Genomic DNA, 17187 nt, shown 5'->3' on the forward strand with positions numbered 1-17187 from the left:
ACATGAGACTTGATCCACTGGGACATTATTCTGACACAGCCACCCGCAGCGCCGGCGTGGTGATTGGCAGCTATTCGACGTCGTTCGGCTTAGCTTGCTTGATTTTGGGCACCAAGAATCGCCGCCATATAGAAAACATCTATGCCCTGGTGCGGGTGGCTGATGAAGTGGTGGACGGCGCAGCTGCGGCTGCAGGGCTCAACACTGACGCCGTGTGCTGGCAGTTAGATAATTTGGAAGCTGAAACTGAGCGGGCCATGGGCTGTGGCTACAGCACCAACATGGTGGTGCACGCGTTCGCTCTCACCGCACGGGAAACCGGTATTGGCACGGACTTGACACGCCCGTTCTTTGAATCTATGCGCACCGATGTCTTGAAGACGGTGCATTCCGCTGACACCTTGGCAGATTACATTTATGGCTCTGCTGAAGTAGTGGGCTTAATGTGTTTGAAGGTGTTCCAAGTTATGCCCGGTGCCACCAGTGGCCATGATGCACAGCTAGTCAATGCGGCACGTAGCTTGGGCGCTGCATTCCAGAAGGTGAACTTCCTGCGTGATCTGGGTGCAGACAGTGCCGATCTGGGACGCTTCTACTTCCCCGGCCTTGATCCGGACGCGTTCAACGACAGTCACAAACGCGAACTTCTCAACGATATTCGCAGTGATCTTGCCGCCGCCCGGGCTGGCATGGTGTTTCTAGCGCCGCCGGCTCGACGCTCGGTGCGGCTGGCCCATGATCTTTTCTTGGCGCTGGTGGAGCGGATAGATAAAGTTCCTGCTGCCGAACTAGCGCAGGGGAGGGTTCGGGTTCCGGGGTGGCACAAAGCCCTCATAGGTTTGCGAGTCCTAGCCAACCCCGGATCTTCCAGCGCCACCAAGGAACTATCCCAAGCGGTTTCCTCATGAGCGGCAAGCGTAGCTTCGCAGCGCAGAAGGCTGTGGTGATTGGCGGTGGAATCTCTGGCCTAGCAACGGCTGCTTTGCTGGCAAAAGACGGCCACAGCGTGACGATTTTGGAGAAGGAAGCGCAACTGGGTGGCCGTGCTGGCCGTTTTGAGCGCGATGGATTCAGCTTCGACACCGGTCCCAGCTGGTACCTCATGCCGGAGGTCATCGACCATTGGTTCAAGCTCATGGGAACCAGTGCTGCAGCGGAATTGGAGCTGACACATCTGGACCCGGCGTACAAACTGTGGAACTCTGCGCCGGCGACTTATGCGCCGGCCGCATCTGCGCCGTCGAAAATCACGCCGTCGAGCGTGGCGGCGCAGAACACGGCAGCCACCTCCGTTGAGGTCCGCACGGGACGCACGCAGACACAAGCCCTTTTCGAGTCTCAGCAGGCGGGTTCAGGGGAGGCGCTGGGTCAGTATTTGGATTCTGCAGAACTAGCCTACAACTTAGCCAAGAAGCACTTCCTGTACGACCCCTTCGGAACCCTGCGCGGGCTCCTCAGCCCGGCCGTGCTGCGCCATGCCCCACGGTTAGTGAAACTATTGACCCAGAACCTGAACAGTTTTGTGGCATCGAGTTTCACTCATCCTTTGCAACAAAAGATCTTGGGCTACCCGGCCGTCTTCTTGGGCACTAGCCCGTACAAGGCGCCTTCGATTTATCACCTCATGAGCCATCTGGATCTAGAGGATGGGGTGCTTTACCCTCAGGGTGGATTCGCCGCGCTGGTGGATGCCATGGAACGGGTCGCGCGGGGCGCAGGTGTGGAGATCATTACTGGAGCCACGGCGACCAAGATTCACGTGGCCGAACCGGAGCCAGGCAATCCGGGTCTGGCCACCTCGAGAATCAGCGAGCTAAAGCTGAACAAGCCGAAGCGCAGCCCCCGCTGCGAGGCTGTTGCTTGGCGCGATAGCGATGGGAAGGACCGCATCATCGAGGCCGCTCTGGTGGTGGGGGCCGCGGATTTGCACCATGTAGAAACCGCTCTGCTTCCTGAGGCTTTACAGATGCGCAGCGCCAAGAAGTGGAAGAAAGCCGATCCTGGCATCAGCGCCGTCCTGCTCTGCCTGGGCATCAGGGGCACCCTGCCCGATCTTGCCCATCACAATCTTCTGTTCACCGAGGATTGGGCGGATAACTTTGCCCGCATCACCGACGGCCACGCGCTCGCAGACACCACATCCCTTTACGTCTGTAAGCCCAGTGCCACTGATTCTTCGGTCGCGCCTGAGGGAAGCGAAAACCTGTTCTTGCTGATCCCGTCCCCAGCCTTGCCGCAGTGGGGCAAAGGCGGGTACGACGGCGGCGGCTCGGCTCAGATTGAAAAGGTCGCCGACGCTGCCATCGCCCAGGTGGCTGCGTGGACCAATACTCCCGACCTCGCCGATCGTATTGTGGTCCGGCGCAGTTATGGTCCCGCCGATTTCCAAGACAATTTCAATGCGTGGCAAGGCAGTGCCTTGGGCCTTGCCCACACGCTGCCACAAAGCGCTTTTCTGCGTCCGGGAAACGCTAACTCCAAGGTCGAGGGGCTGTTCTATGCGGGCAGTTCCGTACGGCCAGGGATCGGGGTCCCCATGTGCATGATCAGTGCCGAGATTGTGCTCAAACTAGTGCGCGGAGATAGCAGTGCAGGACCTCTTACTGAGTTGGTCGCCTCATGATCTATTTGCTGATCCTATTGCTCCTTCTGGGATGTATGGTTTTGATCGATGCGCGGTGGAAACTCTTCGTCTTTGTCCGCCCTGTGGCGGGTTTACTGGTGCTGCTGCTAGGCACTGCTTTCTTCCTTTTGTGGGACGTGGCGGCCATCGAGGCAGGCATCTTCTTACACCGCGATTCCCCGCTCATGACTGGGATCATGATTGCTCCGCAGTTGCCCCTGGAGGAGGCATTCTTCCTGCTGTTTCTGTGTTACCAAACCATGATCCTGCTTACAGGGGCCCAGCGCTTTCTGCAGATCAGCCGCCGTCGTGGCCGTCCCAACGGCAGGGGCGAGCTGTGAACTTTGCCCAACTCAACGCCATCTTCCTGGCCGTTGCGGCCGTGGTCTTCCTTGCCGGTCTCTGGCGTAGCCGATGCAAGGGCCACCTGGTGATTGCCACGGTATCCACGGTGGTGGTGCTTATGGTGCTGACGGTCATTTTTGACAACGTCATGATCGCTTCAGGTCTCTTTGACTACGCGGGGCACACCCTCAACGGTTTCCGTGTGGGGCTGGCGCCCATCGAGGACTTTGCTTATCCCCTGGGTGGGGCGCTCCTGCTCAGTGGGCTGTGGATCTTGTTTATTAGTCAGGGGAAGCGATGAAGAACTTGTTCGTGACCTCCCGGCCGGTATCGTGGGTCAATACCGCTTATCCTTTTGCGGCCGCGTATTTCCTGGTGACAGGGCGCATTGATTGGGTCTTTGTGGTGGGGACGCTCTTCTTCCTGATCCCTTACAACTTATTGATGTACGGCATCAACGATGTGTTCGACTACGAATCTGACCTGCTCAACGCTCGCAAGGGCGGGGTGGAGGGTGCTGTTCTTGACCGCAAGCACCATCGTTTCATCCTGTGGGCTTCCATCCTTGGGGTGGTGCCCTTCATAGCAGTTCTCGCTACGCAAGGTGGGATAGCAGCCAATATTGTCTTGGCGATCTCCATCTTTGCCGTGCTTGCCTACAGTGCACCGGGGCTGCGATTCAAGGAGCGTCCCTTCCTGGATTCCATCACCTCTGCTACGCACTTTGTTTCTCCCGCCGTGTATGGGCTAGTCCTGGTGCAGGCGGATTTCACCTCCGGACTCTGGGCCGTGCTGGTGGCGTTCTTCCTCTGGGGAATGGCCAGCCACGCCTTCGGGGCGGTGCAGGATATTGTGCCCGACAGGGAAGGTGGAATTGCCTCCATCGGGACAGTCTTGGGTGCGCGCTTTACCGTCTGGTTCGCGTTCGCTGCCTACGCCTGTGCTGGTTTGCTGATGTTGTTGACGGCAGTTCCGGTGGCCGCCCTCTTGGCCATACCGTATTTGATCAACATTGCACCTTCGCTGCCTCTGGTTGACGCCACTTCGGCTCGAGCCAACGAGGCATGGAAACGCTTCCTATGGCTGAACTACCTGACCGGATTCCTGGTGACCATGATCTTCATCTGGATGATCTTGCGGACAACCGGCTAAATACCACTGCCCCTAAAACCGTTCAATTCCCTCAACAATCCCGCGCCCCGAAAGGTCAACCATTAACGTCTCAGTGGTCTGGTTCCGTGATGACTTGCGAGTCGCCGACAATCCCGCCTTGCTCGCGGCCACGGCCGACGGCGGTGCCGTGGCCCTGTACGTGCTGGATGAGGAGTCGGAGGGCATCCGGCCTTTGGGCGGGGCAGCCAAGTGGTGGCTCCATCATGCGCTCGCAGATCTGCGTGAGGAGTTGAACGCGTTGGGCATTGAGCTGATCCTTCGACGCGGCCCGGGAACCTACGTTGTGCCGGAGCTGCTCACCACGTTGGGGGCCACGGCCATTTATTGGAACCGCCGCTATGGCGGCCCCGAACGTGCAGTGGACGGTGCCGTCAAGGAGTGGGCGCAGGATCAGGGCTTGCACGCCGAGAGTTTTCAAGCCAGCCTCCTGCACGAGCCATGGACGGTCACCACGGGAGCCGGGAACCCCTATCAAGTGTTCACCCCGTTCTGGCGGACCGTCTCGGGCCATGATTTTCGGGCACCCCTAGGGACGCCCGACGCCGGACGCGGACTTAGCGGAAGGCTGCCACTTAGTGACGCTCCAGCGAGCGACCCGCTTGAGAGCTGGGCCCTACTGCCCACCTCACCCGATTGGGCAGGCGGACTGCGTGAGACATGGCGCCCCACAGCAGCGGCGGCCCAAGAACGGCTGGCCGATTTCCTCGACGGCCCCGTCAATGACTACTCGGATGCGCGCGACCGCCCTGACCAGCGTGGCACCAGCGGACTCTCGCCCTATCTACGGTGGGGTCAGATCAGTCCGTTCCAAGTGTGGGCGGCGCTCGCCGAGTCCCGCAAGGGAGGTTCGGCAGCAACCGGGGGAGTGGGAGAGGCAACACCTGGCGCGAAGGTCTTTGCCGCCGAGCTCGGATGGCGAGAATTCTGCTGGCACCAGCTCTTCCACCATCCGGATCTAGCAACAATGAATCTGCGCTCGCAGTTTGATACGTTCCCCTGGCGGACGGCCGAGTCCGACGATCTCGCGCCGGAGCAGCTCTCAGCATGGCAATGCGGCACCACCGGGATTCCGCTGGTGGATGCCGGGCAGCGCGAGTTGTGGCACACCGGAACCATGCATAACCGGGTTCGGATGGTGGTGGCCAGTTTCTTGATCAAGAATTTAGGCTTCGATTGGCGGCTGGGTGAGCAGTGGTTCTGGGACACGCTGGTGGATGCCGATGCGGCGTCAAACCCGGCAAACTGGCAGTGGGTAGCCGGATCGGGGGCCGACGCTGCGCCATATTTCCGGATCTTCAACCCGGTGACTCAGGCCAAGAAGTTTGATCCCATGGCACGCTACGTGACGGCCTGGGTTCCAGAAATCGCCACACCGGAGTACCCCGAACCTGTGGTGGACCTGCAAGAAAGTCGGCGGAATGCCCTTGCTGACTATGCCTCCATCAAGACGCCCTCCATCGAGGCTGAATCCACCACGTCCTAATCTATCAAGCGGCGATCTCATTATGTAAGATGAGTTGCCCATCATGTGGATAGTTTGGCTAGGCTGAATCTATGAGCGCAACCATTGAAACAGCTGGCATTGACATTGCCGTAATTGCCGGCGACGGTATCGGCCCCGAGGTAACAGCAGAGGCCGTGAAGGTTCTGAAGAAGGTTACCTCCGCAGAAGGCGTGGAGCTCAAACTGACCAACTACTTGCTCGGCGCCGAGCACTGGTTGGCCACCGGAGAGACGCTCCCCGAATCCACCATTGACGCCCTGCGCGGTCACGACGCCATCCTCTTCGGCGCCGTCGGTGCAGCCCCCGGCGATACCTCCATCCCGTCCGGCTTGATTGAGCGCGAGATGCTCCTCAAGCTGCGCTTCAGCCTGGATCACTATGTGAACCTGCGCCCTTCTTTCTTGTACGACGGCGTCGCCTCACCCTTGGCGAACCCGGGCACCATCGATTTCGTCGTGGTTCGCGAAGGCACCGAAGGTCCCTATGTTGGTAACGGTGGCGTGCTGCGAAAGGGCACCTCGCACGAGGTTGCCACCGAAGTTTCCGTCAACACAGCCTTCGGCGTAGAGCGCTTGGTGCGTGACGGTTTCCGCCGCGCCAACGAGCGTCCTCGCAAGAAACTCACCTACGTCCACAAGCACAATGTGCTGGTCTACGCCGGGCACTTGTGGAAGCGCACGGTCGAGGCTGTGGCGAAGGAGTTCCCGGATGTCAGCGTTGATTACCTGCACGTGGATGCAGCCATGATCTTTCTGGTCACCGATCCGGCCCGCTTTGATGTCATTGTCACTGACAATTTGTTCGGCGACATCGTCACCGACCTGGCTGCAGCCGTCACCGGCGGAATTGGTCTGGCCGCCTCGGGCAACATCAATATGGACCGCACCGCGCCCTCCATGTTTGAACCGGTCCACGGCTCAGCCCCGGACATCGCCGGTCAGCAAAAGGCCGACCCCACGGCGGCCATCCTGTCGGCGGCTCTGTTGCTCCACCACCTGGGCCACCACGGCGCAGCGGCCAAGATCGAGGCCGCGGTCGCTGCAGACGTCGCTACCCGCGATGCGTCGTCCCCTCGCACAACCAGCGCGATTGGTGACGCCATCGCGGCAGCCCTCTAACGGCGTCGTACATGGTGCGGGTGGCGAGCCCGGCGTGGCCCGGGACAGGTGTTAGGCAGGAGTAGGCTTAACCAATAGAGTGAGTGCACACTAACTGAAGGGTTTCTGGCACTGACAACGTGCTCAGAACGGCACACAATCCCGCCCCGCAATGGCAGCGGCGAGAATAACCTTGTGGAGGAAGCATGACCCAGAACGCCAGCGAGCTGAGCTTTTCCCAGCGGCTCAATGAGAACCCGAAGAGCAGCGCAGACCGTGACGCCATTTTGGCCAACCCCGGTTTTGGCGACTACTTTACGGATCACACTGCCGTGGTGGACTTCAAGGTTGATGCCCAGGGCGAGGGCGGCTGGCACAACGCGCGCATTGAGCCGTACGGACCCATCCTCATGGACCCGGCCGCTGCGGTGCTGCACTACGGTCAGGAAATTTTTGAGGGTATGAAGGCCTACCGTCACGCCGACGGTTCTATTTGGACGTTCCGCGCCGACGCGAACGCGGCCCGCTTGAACACCTCGGCCCGCCGTCTAGCGTTGCCGGAACTGCCGCCGGAGACGTTTCTGGAATCCCTGCGCCAGCTGGTGTCGGTGGATCAGGATTGGGTTCCGTCGGGCGATGGCGAGGCGCTGTACTTGCGTCCATTCATGATCGCAACCGAGGCATTCTTGGGTGTGCGTCCGGCCCGCGAAGTGTCCTACCGTGTCATTGCATCCCCGGCCGGTAACTACTTTGGCGGGGAACTAAAGCCCGTTTCGATCTGGCTGACCACCACCTACGCCCGCGCTGGCGCCGGTGGCACGGGCGAGGCCAAGTGTGGTGGCAACTATGCTGCATCGCTGATCGCCCAGATGGAAGCTGAGGCCAACGGCTGCAAGCAGGTGCTGTTCCTGGATCCGTTCAACGACAACGCTGTGGAAGAACTTGGCGGCATGAATGTGTTCTTCGTGTTCAAGGACGGCACGCTGGTCACTCCGGAACTCAACGGTCACATCCTCCACGGCATCACGCGCTCTTCGGTATTGCAGCTTGCTGTTGACCGCGGTATGTCTGTACAGGAACGCAAAATCACCATCGACGAGTGGCGCTCCGGGGTGGCATCAGGCGATATCACCGAGGTGTTTGCCTGCGGCACCGCCGCCGTCATCACTCCGATCGGCGAGCTCAAAACCGCCGAGGGCACCATCGCCTCGCCGGCTCAGGGCATCGGCGAAGTCACGGCCGCCATCCGCGAGCAGCTGCTAGGCATCCAGACCGGCACCGTCGAGGACCTCCACGGCTGGCTGACCCGCCTGGCGTAGCGGTTCGGGCTGGTTGCTGGCCGGTCGCTGGCGGGCTGCTCACTTGCTTGCCGCCTTGCGACTCACTGCAACTTACGCGCCCGTCCCCCACAAATGTGCCCGTAAGAACGGGAGCATTTGTGGGGGACGGGCGCGGTTTTACTTTGCCAAGCCGGATTCCCAGCGCTGACGGGGGATCGAATCCCGGTGCAGGCTCTGAATTTGCGTAAGCATCGATTCACGCACCAGGCAACGCAAATCCCAGAGATCACCGCTGTCGTTGGCGCTGACCACAATGCGCAGCCGGATTTGGCCGTTGATGGCATCGGTTACTTCCAGCTTTCCGGTGCGGCCGTCCCACAACGGGGTTCCGGATAAGAGATCTTGAAGATGCTGGCGGAGCTGACCCACCGGGGCCTGCCAATCGACGTCGAACTCCACGCTGCCCATGATCTTGGGACTGTTCCTGGTCCAGTTTTCAAACGGCGTGCTGGTGAAGTAGGTAGATGGCAGAATCAGCATCCGCTCATCCCAAACACGCACCACCACATAGGTCATGGTGATTTCCTCCACTCGACCCCACAGCCCCTCCACCACAACCACATCGTCAATGCGGAGGGCGTCGGTAAAGGCCAGTTGGACGCCTGCGAAGACGTTGGAGAGCGAGCTTTGCACGGCCAGACCGGCAACAATTGAGATCAGCCCGGCAGAGGCCAGAATTCCGGTCCCCAGCGTCCTGACTTCGGGAATGGTCAGCAGCAGCCCGGCCACGGCAAGCGTGATCACCAGCGCACTGATGACGCGGCGGCCTAGACTGATTTGGGTCGTGAGCCGGCGGCGGCGTTTGCCATCGGTGACACGTCTCGTGAAGTGGCGTAGCACCAGCCGTTCTGCCACCACAAGAGCCGCCAGCACCAGCCAGCACAGGGCGGCAATTAAACCGACAGTCAGGGCAAAGTCCACTGGTTCAAACCAGGGGTAGCCGGTGGCTGTTGCTCCCAGCGCAAGGCGCAACCCTAAGGACAATAGGACCACGAACACGGGGGCCCTGGCGAGCTTCGAGCGTTCTTTGAAGTCGGCAATCTTGCGGAAAGTCTGATTGGCGGCGAAGCGCAAAAGAAAGGTCAGCACGATTGCAGCGACGATCGCAGCCACAATCGCCAGGACGGGCATGATGCTTGTTTCCAATGAATCCATCCGTCGAGCCTGACAGAGAACTCTGGGAGTAACTTCAACGCCAAGGCCTCCGGGGTTACCCTGTGCTGAGTGCGGATTCACTCTGCCCGTCCATGTTCGTCCCGTCCCGGCCTTCCCTACCGCGCTCAAGAACGACGCCGATTTCCGCACCCAAGTTGGACCCCGCGACACAGACCCGCAACCGCTAAACCGATCGGGACCCGCGTGCCAGCTGATGGGTAGCAGCTGGCCAAGTGCGCGATTATCTCGACACTCTCCACCCTGAAGTGGATCATTCCAACTGGAAGATCCAGCTCAAGCCTTCATCGGATGAGCTGGCGGACCGTATCCGTAAATCTCGCGAGGCCTCTGTCTCAGCACAGAAAGCCCAGGAACAGGCAGCTAAGGAAACTCGCGCTGTTCTCGAGATGATTCTGGCAGCGGACATCACAACCAATGATGCGGCCGCCCTTCTTGGTATTTCCAGTGGCCGGGTCAGTCAGCTCAAAAGGACAGTAAGCGCCGGGCAATGGAGAAGTCCGCGCAGTAGTGAGGTAATGAGTCAACGTCGCCGCCTGCCCAACGCGGGCCCGCCGCAACTTTGCCGATACACTAAAACACATGCGTATAGCCCGATTTGTTGTTGATAATGACCCCATGTACGGCATTGTGGAGGGGGAGTCCGGCAGTGAAATTGTCACTGTCATCAAGGGCGATCCCTTCTTTAATGGTGTGGAACGAACCGCCGTCAAGCACCCACTGATCGATGTGCGCCTCGTGGCCCCGATCATTCCGCGCAGCAAGGTCATCGGCATTGGCCGTAACTTTGCCGATCATGCGCGCGAATTGGGCAACGAGGTCCCCGAAAGCCCTTTGATGTTCCTCAAGCCCAACACCAGCGTGATCGGCCCGAACGAGCCGATCGTGCTGCCGGAATTCTCCGAAGAAGTCTCCTATGAAGCAGAACTGTGCGTTGTCATCGGCCGCATCTGCAAGGACGTTCCCGAAGAGCGCGTCGACGAGGTCATCTTCGGCTACACCTGCGGCAATGACTTGACCGCCCGCGACGTTCAGGCCGGCGATGGCCAGTGGGCCCGCGCCAAGGGATTCGACACCTCCGCGCCCCTCGGCCCGTGGATCGAAACCGAGCTGGACCCCGAGGACCTCTACATCCAGGGCTTCCTCAACGGCGAACTGCGCCAGAACGGCAGCACCAACCAGATGGTGCGCAGCGTCCGCGAACTCGTCTCGATCGTCTCCCATGCGTTCACGCTGCTCCCGGGCGATGTCATCATGACCGGCACCCCCGCCGGCGTCGACCTCCTGCAGGCCGGGGACCGCTATGACGTTGACATTGAGGGAATCGGCCGCCTCTCCAACCCGGTTGTCCGCCGCTAGCAGTGACTTCGTTGGTGATTGAGATCCAAAGTCCCGGTGTCGTTGAAGCACGACGCCGGGACTTGGCATGAGGGGGCAGCGCGCCTTTGGGCGCGGCTTCACTCAGGCGATGAACGAGGCGGCGCAACGGCGCCTGAAAAACCCGCCGCCTAAAGCGTTTGCCGGGTGGTTTTTTGCGGCTGCCGCGATCTTGGGTGTTGTCGCCCGGGTCATCTTCCTGACTGATGGGCCGTTGCTGTTGGCTCGAGTCTTGATCAGCATTGCCGTGGTCTTGGCGGCAGCCAGCTTCTGGTTGCGGCTGCGTCGGTGGACGAAGTCCCGGGCCCGAAAATAGCTGGAGGCACCCCTATCGCCCGGCAGCTCCGGAGCTGAATGCTGGGTGCTGCAGAAGACAACTTTAGTTGGATGTGGCAGCACCGCACTGAAAATTAGGCTCGAAGCATGAAGATAAAAATGTTGCCCGTTGGAAGTTCCTGGCGCACAGTACTGCTGGTCCTTGTCGTGGCCGCGGCCGATGTCCTGTTCTCGATGGCCGTGCTCGGTTTCGGGCTGGAATCCGGAACGGTCCCGGACTCCGAAAGTGCCGGCCTGGAGTGGGTCCGCTACGGAATCGCGCCTGTGCTTGCCCCCTTGGGCGCCGTTGCGCTGATTTGGCGGAGCCGCTTCCCGAAGTCCGTGGCCGCCGCCGCGGCCGTGCTGGGTGCGCTCTCGTTCAGTGGAATCGCGTTCTTCGTTGCCTTGTTCATGCTGGCCCGGCGCCGCCTCGACTGGTGGGTGGCAGCTGTCATTGCCTTGGCCGTTGCAGCCGAAATGCTGGTTGGCAGTGAGCCCATGGCTTGGGACGTGGCTCTGTTTGGCACCGTGGGATGGGGTGCCATTGCGGTGTGGGGAGCCTACCGCGGCCAGCGGGCCAGGCTCCGGGAAAACCAGGTGTCATCGCTGAAGGAACGCGCCGAACAGGCCGAAGCCGGGCACGCCGCCGACGTCGAACGCAGCAAGTTGGCCGAACGCCACCGGATCGCCCGTGAAATGCACGATACCCTGGCTCACCGGATGTCGCTGGTTGCTGTTCAGGCTGCGGCCCTGGAGGTGGATGCCCCGGACGCCGAAACCACCGGCTCGGCCCGGCTGATCCGCGAAACAGCGCACGCAGCCCTGAGCGAACTGCGCGATGTGCTCGGCGTGCTGCACGAGGACGGCACCGCCGGTGAAACCGCTGCCCCGTCAGGTGTGGAGCAGATTGCGGGCCTACTGGAGGGATGGCGGCTGGCTGGGATCAACGTTGACTATGCGCCGAACCCTGACCTCGACGGTGTGCTGCCCGATGCCGTCAGCCGGGCCGCCTACCGGGTGGTGCAGGAAGGCGTCACGAACGTGGCCCGCCATGCGCCCGGCGCACCGGCAGAAGCAACCCTGGTACTGCACCGCGTGCAACCACGTGCGACCGAACTCCGCATCACGGTGTCCAACGGGAAGTCAACCATGAGTGAACCGGCGCTGGGTGCGGGTCTGGGACTGGTCGGCCTGGCCGAGCGCATCCAGCTGCTGGGTGGCACGCTTTCCCATGGACTCGCCGAAAACGGCTTTGACCTGGTGGCCCGCATCCCGTTCAAGATGCAGGCTGCCAGGGGTCGGGACAATCAGGAATTGAGTGCACCGTGACGGAAAAGATCCGCGTCATCGTCGCGGACGACGAGCAACTAGTCCGGGCCGCCCTGGTCAAGATGGTCAATTCCCGTCCCGATATGGAGGTCGTGGGGGAGGCCGCCAACGGACCGCAAGCGGTGAGGTGCGCGCAGACCCAACGGACCGACGTCGTACTGATGGACGTGCAAATGCCAGGCGGGGACGGGATCGCGGCAACCGGCCATCTCCGCGCCCTGCCAACCCCGCCGCAGGTGCTGGTGCTGACCACGTTCGACCTGGATGACTATGTTTTGGCCGCATTGGAGGCGGGCGCCGCCGGATTCCTGCTCAAGGACACGGATCCGGACCGGCTGTTCCACGCCATCCGGGCGGTCGCGGCGGGGGAGGGCATGCTGGCGCCGACGGTGACCAGACGGCTGATCGAGCGCACGCGGGAGAGGGCTGCGGCGGTGAGGTCGAACGCTGCCGTGGCGCGGCTGGAGCTGCTGACCGCGCGTGAGGCGGAGGTGCTGGACGCGGTGGCGCAGGGGATGAGTAATGACGGCATCGCGCGCAGCCTGTTTCTGAGCGAGGGCACGGTGAAAACCCACGTGTCGCGCATACTGGCAAAGCTGGAGCTGGAAAACCGGGTGCAGGCTGCGCTGCTATTCCGCGATTCGCGCCACTGACGCGCACGGTTCAGCGTGCAGGCGGGCCCGGGACCCCAAGGTTGCGGGAGTAGACTCTACAAGTCCTTTGCCCGCCAGGTGGCGAAATTCCGCGAAAACCCGGGGATGTGCATGACAGGACGATCGCCAACCTAAGGATTTTGCGTGTCACACGACGTCATCGACACTGCTCCCACACCATCCGGGACCGGAAAGGCAGCCCCGGGAACGGTGCGGACCCCGGACAAGACGCAGACAAAGTTTCCGCGGAGGGCTACCAGCAGACGCTGTCCCGGCGGCACGTGACCATGATCGCCATGGGTGGGGCGATCGGCGTCGGACTTTTCATGGGTGCGGGCGGGCGGCTGGCCTCAACTGGGCCGGCACTGATTTTCTCCTACGTCATCGCCGGGGTCATCGCGTACCTGCTGATGCGGGCACTGGGCGAGCTGATCATGTACCGGCAGACGTCCGGCTCCTTCGTGTCCTACGCGGGGGAGCTGTTTGGCAAGAAGGGCGCGTACCTCTCCGGCTGGATGTACTTCATCAACTGGGCCATGACAGGCATCGCCGAACTCATCGCCATCGGCCTGTACTTCCAGTATTTCTTTCCTGGCGTTCCGGTGGAGATCAGTGCCCTGTGTGCACTGGCGCTGCTGGTCGCTGTGAACCTGCTCAGCGTCAAGGCGTTTGGCGAGTTTGAGTTTTGGGCGGCCTGCCTGAAGGTCGGCGCCCTGGTGATCTTCCTGGTGGTGGGCGCCGCGATGGTTCTCATGAACGCCCAGGTGGGGGAAACGAACGCCACCGTGAACAACTTGTTCCATGGCGGCACCATGTTCCCCAAGGGCGGGCTCGTCATGATCCTGGCCCTGAACGCCGTCATCTTTGCCTACAATGCCATTGAACTCGTGGGCATCACGGCAGGTGAGATGAAGAATCCGGAACGGGAAGTGCCCAAGGCGATCCGCGCCGTCGTGCTTCGCATTGTGGTGTTCTATGTTGGCTCGGTCTCACTGCTGGCCATGCTGATGCCCTCGGATCAGTACAAGTCGGGGGAGAGTCCGTTCGTTACGGTGTTCGCCACGATGGGGCTGGACTGGGTGGGCTCGGTCATGAACTTCGTGGTCATTACCGCGGCCCTGTCGTCCTGCAATTCGGGGCTGTATTCCATTGGCCGGATCTTCCGCACCATGGCCAACAACGGGCACGCTCCGGCCTGGCTGACCCGCATGTCCGGGCGCTATGTCCCGTACGCGGCGATTTTGAGCATCGCTGGCGTGTATGCGGTGGGTGTGCTGGCGAACATTTGGCTGGGCGGCAGCTATGCGTTCGACCTCGCACTGAACACCGCATCGATCGGCGTCATCTTCACATGGTCGTCCATTTTTGCCTGCCAGATCATGCTGCGCAAGAAGAAGGGCAGGGTCTCCTCGCTGCCGATGCCGGGTTCCCCGTGGACCAGCTGGATCGGGCTCGGTGCGCTGCTGGTCATCACCGTGCTGATTGGCTTTGACACCCTGGCCAAGCCCGACGGCGGAGAATTCCTCCTCGGTCTGTGGACCCTCTGCACGGTTCCGGTGCTGGCTCTGGTGCTGTGGTTCGGCTGGCAGTTCGTGAAGAAGAACGAGCCCAAGAGCGAACTGTTCAGCTGATGTTTCCCTGGTGGGGGACGGCCCGGGAGCTGACCGGGAGCTGAGCCCACAACGCCGCAGCTCCTGCCCTCAGCTCCGCTGGTGCGGAGCAAGTGGGCAGGAGCTGCGGGTGTTACAGCCGTGCGTTGGTGCTCATTCCTTGCGGGTTGCGCCCCGGCGGCGAAGCATCACCGTCAGCGCAATGGCGACCAGAATGACGCCGAGGATGGCCAGGATGGGTGCTGGTGCTGCGGCGGGGGTGACCGCTGATACGCCGGAGTACAGTTCCGAGGTGCCGTCGGCCACTTGGATGTTGCCCTCTGCCAAGGTTCCGGCTCCTTCAGACAGGAGGCTTGCCCCGTCGGCAAGCGCGGTGGAGCCTGCTGCGAGCTTGGAGTTTCCCTCTGCCAAGGCCGTGGTGCCCTCGGCGAGTTTTCCGGCTCCGTCGGACAGCGTCTTGCTGCCGGCCAGAAGGCCGGATCCGGTGAGTTCTGGTGTTCCCGCCACGCCCTCATTGAGCGCCTGCGTGCCGGCTGAGAGCTTCTCCGATCCTGATTCCAGGTTGCGGGTCGCGTAGAGCAGTCCGGGCTTCTCGGGATCTCCGGGAGTGCCATTCATGCCGAAGACCAGTTGTTGGGTGCCCGCTGAGAGCTTTTGCGTGCCTGCTGCCAGCGTCGAGCTGCCAGCGGCAAGGTCGGCGGTGCCGTCAATGAGACCCGGCTTGCCCGCCGTGCCTGTCAAACCTGCAGCGATTTGTTCGGTTCCATCGGAGAGTTTCCCCGTACCCGTGGAAAGTGAGCTGGATCCGGCGGCGAGGGCTTTCACTGCGTTGAGAATGCCCGGCTGCGAGGCATCGTTTGGCTGGCCGTGGAGGCCGGCCATCAATTGCCGGGTCCCGGCATGCAGTGCCGTGGTGCCCTCGGCGAGCTGCTTGGTTCCGTTGGAAACTTCCAAGGCGCCGTCGGCGAGCTGTTGGGTGCCTGCGACGAGTCCGGGCTGTGTGGCGTCATTGGGCACACCGTTGAGCCCTGCAGATATTTGTGTCATGCCACCGGCGAGCTGTTGGGCTCCCGCTGAGAGTTGCTGTGCACCCGCCACAAGTCCGGGATTGCTCGCGTCGGTGCTGTTGAGTTTCTGGCCCAATACGCCAAAGCCGGCTTTGAGTTGCTGGGTTCCGGCAGCAAGAGTGGAGCTGCCCGTTGCAGCCTGTTGGGCTCCTGCCTCCAACGCCGCCAGTTTGTCCAGCAACGCGCCCACAGGCGTGCCGGGATTGGCCGTGGAATAGGCGAGGAGCTGGGACAATCCCTCATTCAGGGCGGCGACGCCCTGTGCGGGAGCATCCGCAGTGGAGCCGTGGCCTGCCAATTGCATTGCCCCTGCCGCCAGTTGGTTCACGCCGTCGGCAAGGTTTTGCGGATCCGCACCGGTGGAAGTGGGGGTGAGCCCTGCCGAGAGTTGCTCGACGCCGGCTGCCAACCCTTGCGCACCGGCACTAACGTGCTGTGCCCCGGCATTGGCCTGCGCGGCCCCGGCACCCAGTGCTGATGCGCCGGTGGCGGCTGCTGCGGCGCCTGCACGCAATTGTTGCGCGCCGGCATTGAGCGTGCCGGCTCCGGCTGCCGCATTGCCCGCACCTGTGTCCACTGCGCCGAGGCCGGGGGCAAACTGGGTGGCAACGCCGTTGGCCAAGGTGGCAGCACCGGACTTCAGCGTCTTGGATCCGGCAAAGAGTTCCTTGGCGCCGGAGTTTGCCGTAAAGATGCCCGGGGCCAGTTGGTTCTTCACACCGTCGGCGATGGTTGCTGCGCCGGCATTGAGTTCGGTCCCGCCGGCGGCAAGCTGATCTGCGCCGTCGTCCACGGAGTAGACGCCAGGGGCAAGCTTGTTGCGCACGTCGGCGGCAGTCTTGGCTGCTCCGTTGGACAAGGCCAGGGCGCCGTCGTTGGCGCTGGCAAGTCCCGGTGCCAGTTTGTCCTCGATGCCTTGGTGCAGTGCCGTTGCCCCGCTGGCAAGTTTGGCGGCGCCGTCGTTGGCTGCCGTGGCTCCTTCCGCCGCAGTGGCTGCACCCTTTGACAAGGCCGCTGCGCCATCGTCCAGGTCGGTGGCTCCCTGGTTGAGTTTGTTGGCGCCTGCGGAGGTGAGCGTGGTGCCATCGTGAAGCTGTGAAGCACCAGTGGCAATTTTGGTTGTGGTCAGGGCGAAGAACACGATGAGCCCCAGCACCATCAGGCCAAGGATGGCGTGGGCAATGTAATGGTGTCTGGCGGACCTATGCAACGGTGCGCCTGCAGTGCTGCGGGGCATGGGCAGTTCCTCACGAAAGTTGGCAGCATGTGATGTAGCTAACAACTTAAGCTACTGACGAGTAACCTACATGAGGGTGCTGAAGTTAAGTTGGCCGTTATGTAATTGTTACCAAAATTGCCTTGCGCCCGTTGCCATTGATGTCGCAATTCGACGGCCAGGAGCGGTTGCTGGCAGCGTTCTTGTCACCCTGCCGGGTTCGGGATGCTTTTTCAAAGGGGACTTTCGTGGGGACGGCGCTTGCGGGAAAAGACCCTGTCGCCGCAGCACAGCCCTGATCCGGGCGATGAGCTCCCGGGAAGAATAAGGCTTGGTGACATAGTCATCGGCACCCAATTCCAGCC

General features: G+C 61.7%; 16 protein-coding genes and 1 pseudogene. 14 read left to right on the forward strand and 3 right to left on the reverse strand.

Features of this window, described 5'->3' with window-relative positions; all coding sequences use genetic code 11:
- The first annotated feature begins 2 nt into the window (after positions 1-2).
- The 8 genes from AB0O97_RS12745 (at position 3) to AB0O97_RS12780 (ending at position 8061) form a co-directional block, all read left to right on the forward strand.
- Complete coding sequence (locus AB0O97_RS12745) at positions 3-908, forward strand: squalene/phytoene synthase family protein (RefSeq protein ID WP_363883094.1); 906 nt, start codon at positions 3-5, stop codon at positions 906-908.
- Positions 905-2623 (forward strand): phytoene desaturase family protein, encoded by a 1719-nt coding sequence (gene crtI, locus AB0O97_RS12750; protein ID WP_363883096.1) that lies wholly within the window; start codon positions 905-907, stop codon positions 2621-2623. Before AB0O97_RS12745 ends, crtI begins: the two co-directional genes overlap by 4 nt.
- A complete protein-coding gene (locus tag AB0O97_RS12755; RefSeq protein WP_363883099.1) occupies positions 2620-2964 on the forward strand; it encodes a lycopene cyclase domain-containing protein in 345 nt (114 codons plus the stop codon). Before crtI ends, AB0O97_RS12755 begins: the two co-directional genes overlap by 4 nt.
- Positions 2961-3269 (forward strand): lycopene cyclase domain-containing protein, encoded by a 309-nt coding sequence (locus AB0O97_RS12760; RefSeq protein WP_363883102.1) that lies wholly within the window; start codon positions 2961-2963, stop codon positions 3267-3269. The genes AB0O97_RS12755 and AB0O97_RS12760 overlap by 4 nt, the downstream gene beginning before the upstream one ends.
- Positions 3266-4120, forward strand: coding sequence for a prenyltransferase (locus AB0O97_RS12765; protein ID WP_363883105.1), 855 nt, complete (start codon positions 3266-3268; stop codon positions 4118-4120). The genes AB0O97_RS12760 and AB0O97_RS12765 overlap by 4 nt, the downstream gene beginning before the upstream one ends.
- 61 nt (positions 4121-4181) lie before the next feature.
- Complete coding sequence (locus AB0O97_RS12770) at positions 4182-5624, forward strand: deoxyribodipyrimidine photo-lyase (protein WP_363883139.1); 1443 nt, start codon at positions 4182-4184, stop codon at positions 5622-5624.
- Between the two features lie 71 nt (positions 5625-5695).
- Positions 5696-6763, forward strand: coding sequence for a 3-isopropylmalate dehydrogenase (locus tag AB0O97_RS12775; RefSeq protein ID WP_363838939.1), 1068 nt, complete (start codon positions 5696-5698; stop codon positions 6761-6763).
- 185 nt (positions 6764-6948) lie between these two features.
- Positions 6949-8061: a branched-chain amino acid aminotransferase gene (locus AB0O97_RS12780; RefSeq protein ID WP_363883108.1), complete on the forward strand. Its 1113-nt coding sequence runs from the start codon at positions 6949-6951 to the stop codon at positions 8059-8061.
- Between the two features lie 138 nt (positions 8062-8199).
- On the opposite strand, the gene AB0O97_RS12785 is transcribed toward AB0O97_RS12780, so the two are convergent.
- Positions 8200-9237, reverse strand: a complete 1038-nt coding sequence (locus tag AB0O97_RS12785; RefSeq protein WP_363883111.1) for a mechanosensitive ion channel domain-containing protein — start codon at positions 9235-9237, stop codon at positions 8200-8202.
- 233 nt (positions 9238-9470) lie between these two features.
- Between AB0O97_RS12785 and AB0O97_RS12790 the strand changes: the two genes are divergently transcribed.
- The 6 genes from AB0O97_RS12790 to AB0O97_RS12815 all read left to right on the forward strand — a co-directional run bounded on the left by AB0O97_RS12790 (position 9471) and on the right by AB0O97_RS12815 (position 14560).
- Positions 9471-9863, forward strand: a complete 393-nt coding sequence (locus AB0O97_RS12790; RefSeq protein WP_363883114.1) for a hypothetical protein — start codon at positions 9471-9473, stop codon at positions 9861-9863.
- Positions 9838-10614 carry a fumarylacetoacetate hydrolase family protein gene (locus AB0O97_RS12795; RefSeq protein ID WP_363883117.1) on the forward strand — a complete coding sequence of 259 codons (777 nt, stop codon included), beginning with the start codon at positions 9838-9840 and terminating at the stop codon, positions 10612-10614. Before AB0O97_RS12790 ends, AB0O97_RS12795 begins: the two co-directional genes overlap by 26 nt.
- A 67-nt stretch (positions 10615-10681) precedes the next feature.
- A complete protein-coding gene (locus AB0O97_RS12800) occupies positions 10682-10948 on the forward strand; it encodes a hypothetical protein (RefSeq protein ID WP_363883120.1) in 267 nt (88 codons plus the stop codon).
- Positions 10949-11055: 107 nt separating this feature from the next.
- Positions 11056-12276, forward strand: coding sequence for a histidine kinase (locus AB0O97_RS12805; protein ID WP_363883123.1), 1221 nt, complete (start codon positions 11056-11058; stop codon positions 12274-12276).
- Entirely contained in the window at positions 12273-12929 is a 657-nt protein-coding gene (locus tag AB0O97_RS12810) for a response regulator transcription factor (RefSeq protein WP_363838958.1), read from the forward strand. The genes AB0O97_RS12805 and AB0O97_RS12810 overlap by 4 nt, the downstream gene beginning before the upstream one ends.
- A gap of 179 nt (positions 12930-13108) precedes the next feature.
- On the forward strand, positions 13109-14560 hold the full coding sequence (locus AB0O97_RS12815; RefSeq protein ID WP_363883142.1) for an amino acid permease: 1452 nt from the start codon (positions 13109-13111) through the stop codon (positions 14558-14560).
- 132 nt (positions 14561-14692) lie between these two features.
- Here AB0O97_RS12815 and AB0O97_RS12820 read toward each other — a convergent pair whose 3' ends face one another.
- Together AB0O97_RS12820 and AB0O97_RS12825 are read right to left on the reverse strand one after the other, a co-directional pair.
- The gene (locus tag AB0O97_RS12820; RefSeq protein WP_363883126.1) at positions 14693-16843 is read right to left on the reverse strand and encodes a hypothetical protein; all 2151 of its coding nucleotides are present in this window, start codon (positions 16841-16843) and stop codon (positions 14693-14695) included.
- Positions 16844-17095: 252 nt separating this feature from the next.
- Positions 17096-17187, reverse strand: a pseudogene (locus AB0O97_RS12825) (DNA-binding response regulator); the annotation flags it as partial.

The sequence above is a fragment of the Specibacter sp. NPDC078692 genome (assembly GCF_040686835.1).
GTDB lineage: Bacteria > Actinomycetota > Actinomycetes > Actinomycetales > Micrococcaceae > Specibacter.

Bases quoted from the DNA above. Each gene is read 5' to 3' on its own strand.
- AB0O97_RS12745 (WP_363883094.1), top strand. From the start codon at position 3: ATGAGACTTGATCCACTGGGACATTATTCTGACACAGCCACCCGCAGC.
- crtI (WP_363883096.1), top strand. From the start codon at position 905: ATGAGCGGCAAGCGTAGCTTCGCAGCGCAGAAGGCTGTGGTGATTGGC.
- AB0O97_RS12755 (WP_363883099.1), top strand. From the start codon at position 2,620: ATGATCTATTTGCTGATCCTATTGCTCCTTCTGGGATGTATGGTTTTG.
- AB0O97_RS12765 (WP_363883105.1), top strand. From the start codon at position 3,266: ATGAAGAACTTGTTCGTGACCTCCCGGCCGGTATCGTGGGTCAATACC.
- AB0O97_RS12775 (WP_363838939.1), top strand. From the start codon at position 5,696: ATGAGCGCAACCATTGAAACAGCTGGCATTGACATTGCCGTAATTGCC.
- AB0O97_RS12780 (WP_363883108.1), top strand. From the start codon at position 6,949: ATGACCCAGAACGCCAGCGAGCTGAGCTTTTCCCAGCGGCTCAATGAG.
- AB0O97_RS12785 (WP_363883111.1), bottom strand. From the start codon at position 9,237: ATGGATTCATTGGAAACAAGCATCATGCCCGTCCTGGCGATTGTGGCT.
- AB0O97_RS12795 (WP_363883117.1), top strand. From the start codon at position 9,838: ATGCGTATAGCCCGATTTGTTGTTGATAATGACCCCATGTACGGCATT.
- AB0O97_RS12800 (WP_363883120.1), top strand. From the start codon at position 10,682: ATGAGGGGGCAGCGCGCCTTTGGGCGCGGCTTCACTCAGGCGATGAAC.
- AB0O97_RS12805 (WP_363883123.1), top strand. From the start codon at position 11,056: ATGAAGATAAAAATGTTGCCCGTTGGAAGTTCCTGGCGCACAGTACTG.
- AB0O97_RS12820 (WP_363883126.1), bottom strand. From the start codon at position 16,843: ATGCCCCGCAGCACTGCAGGCGCACCGTTGCATAGGTCCGCCAGACAC.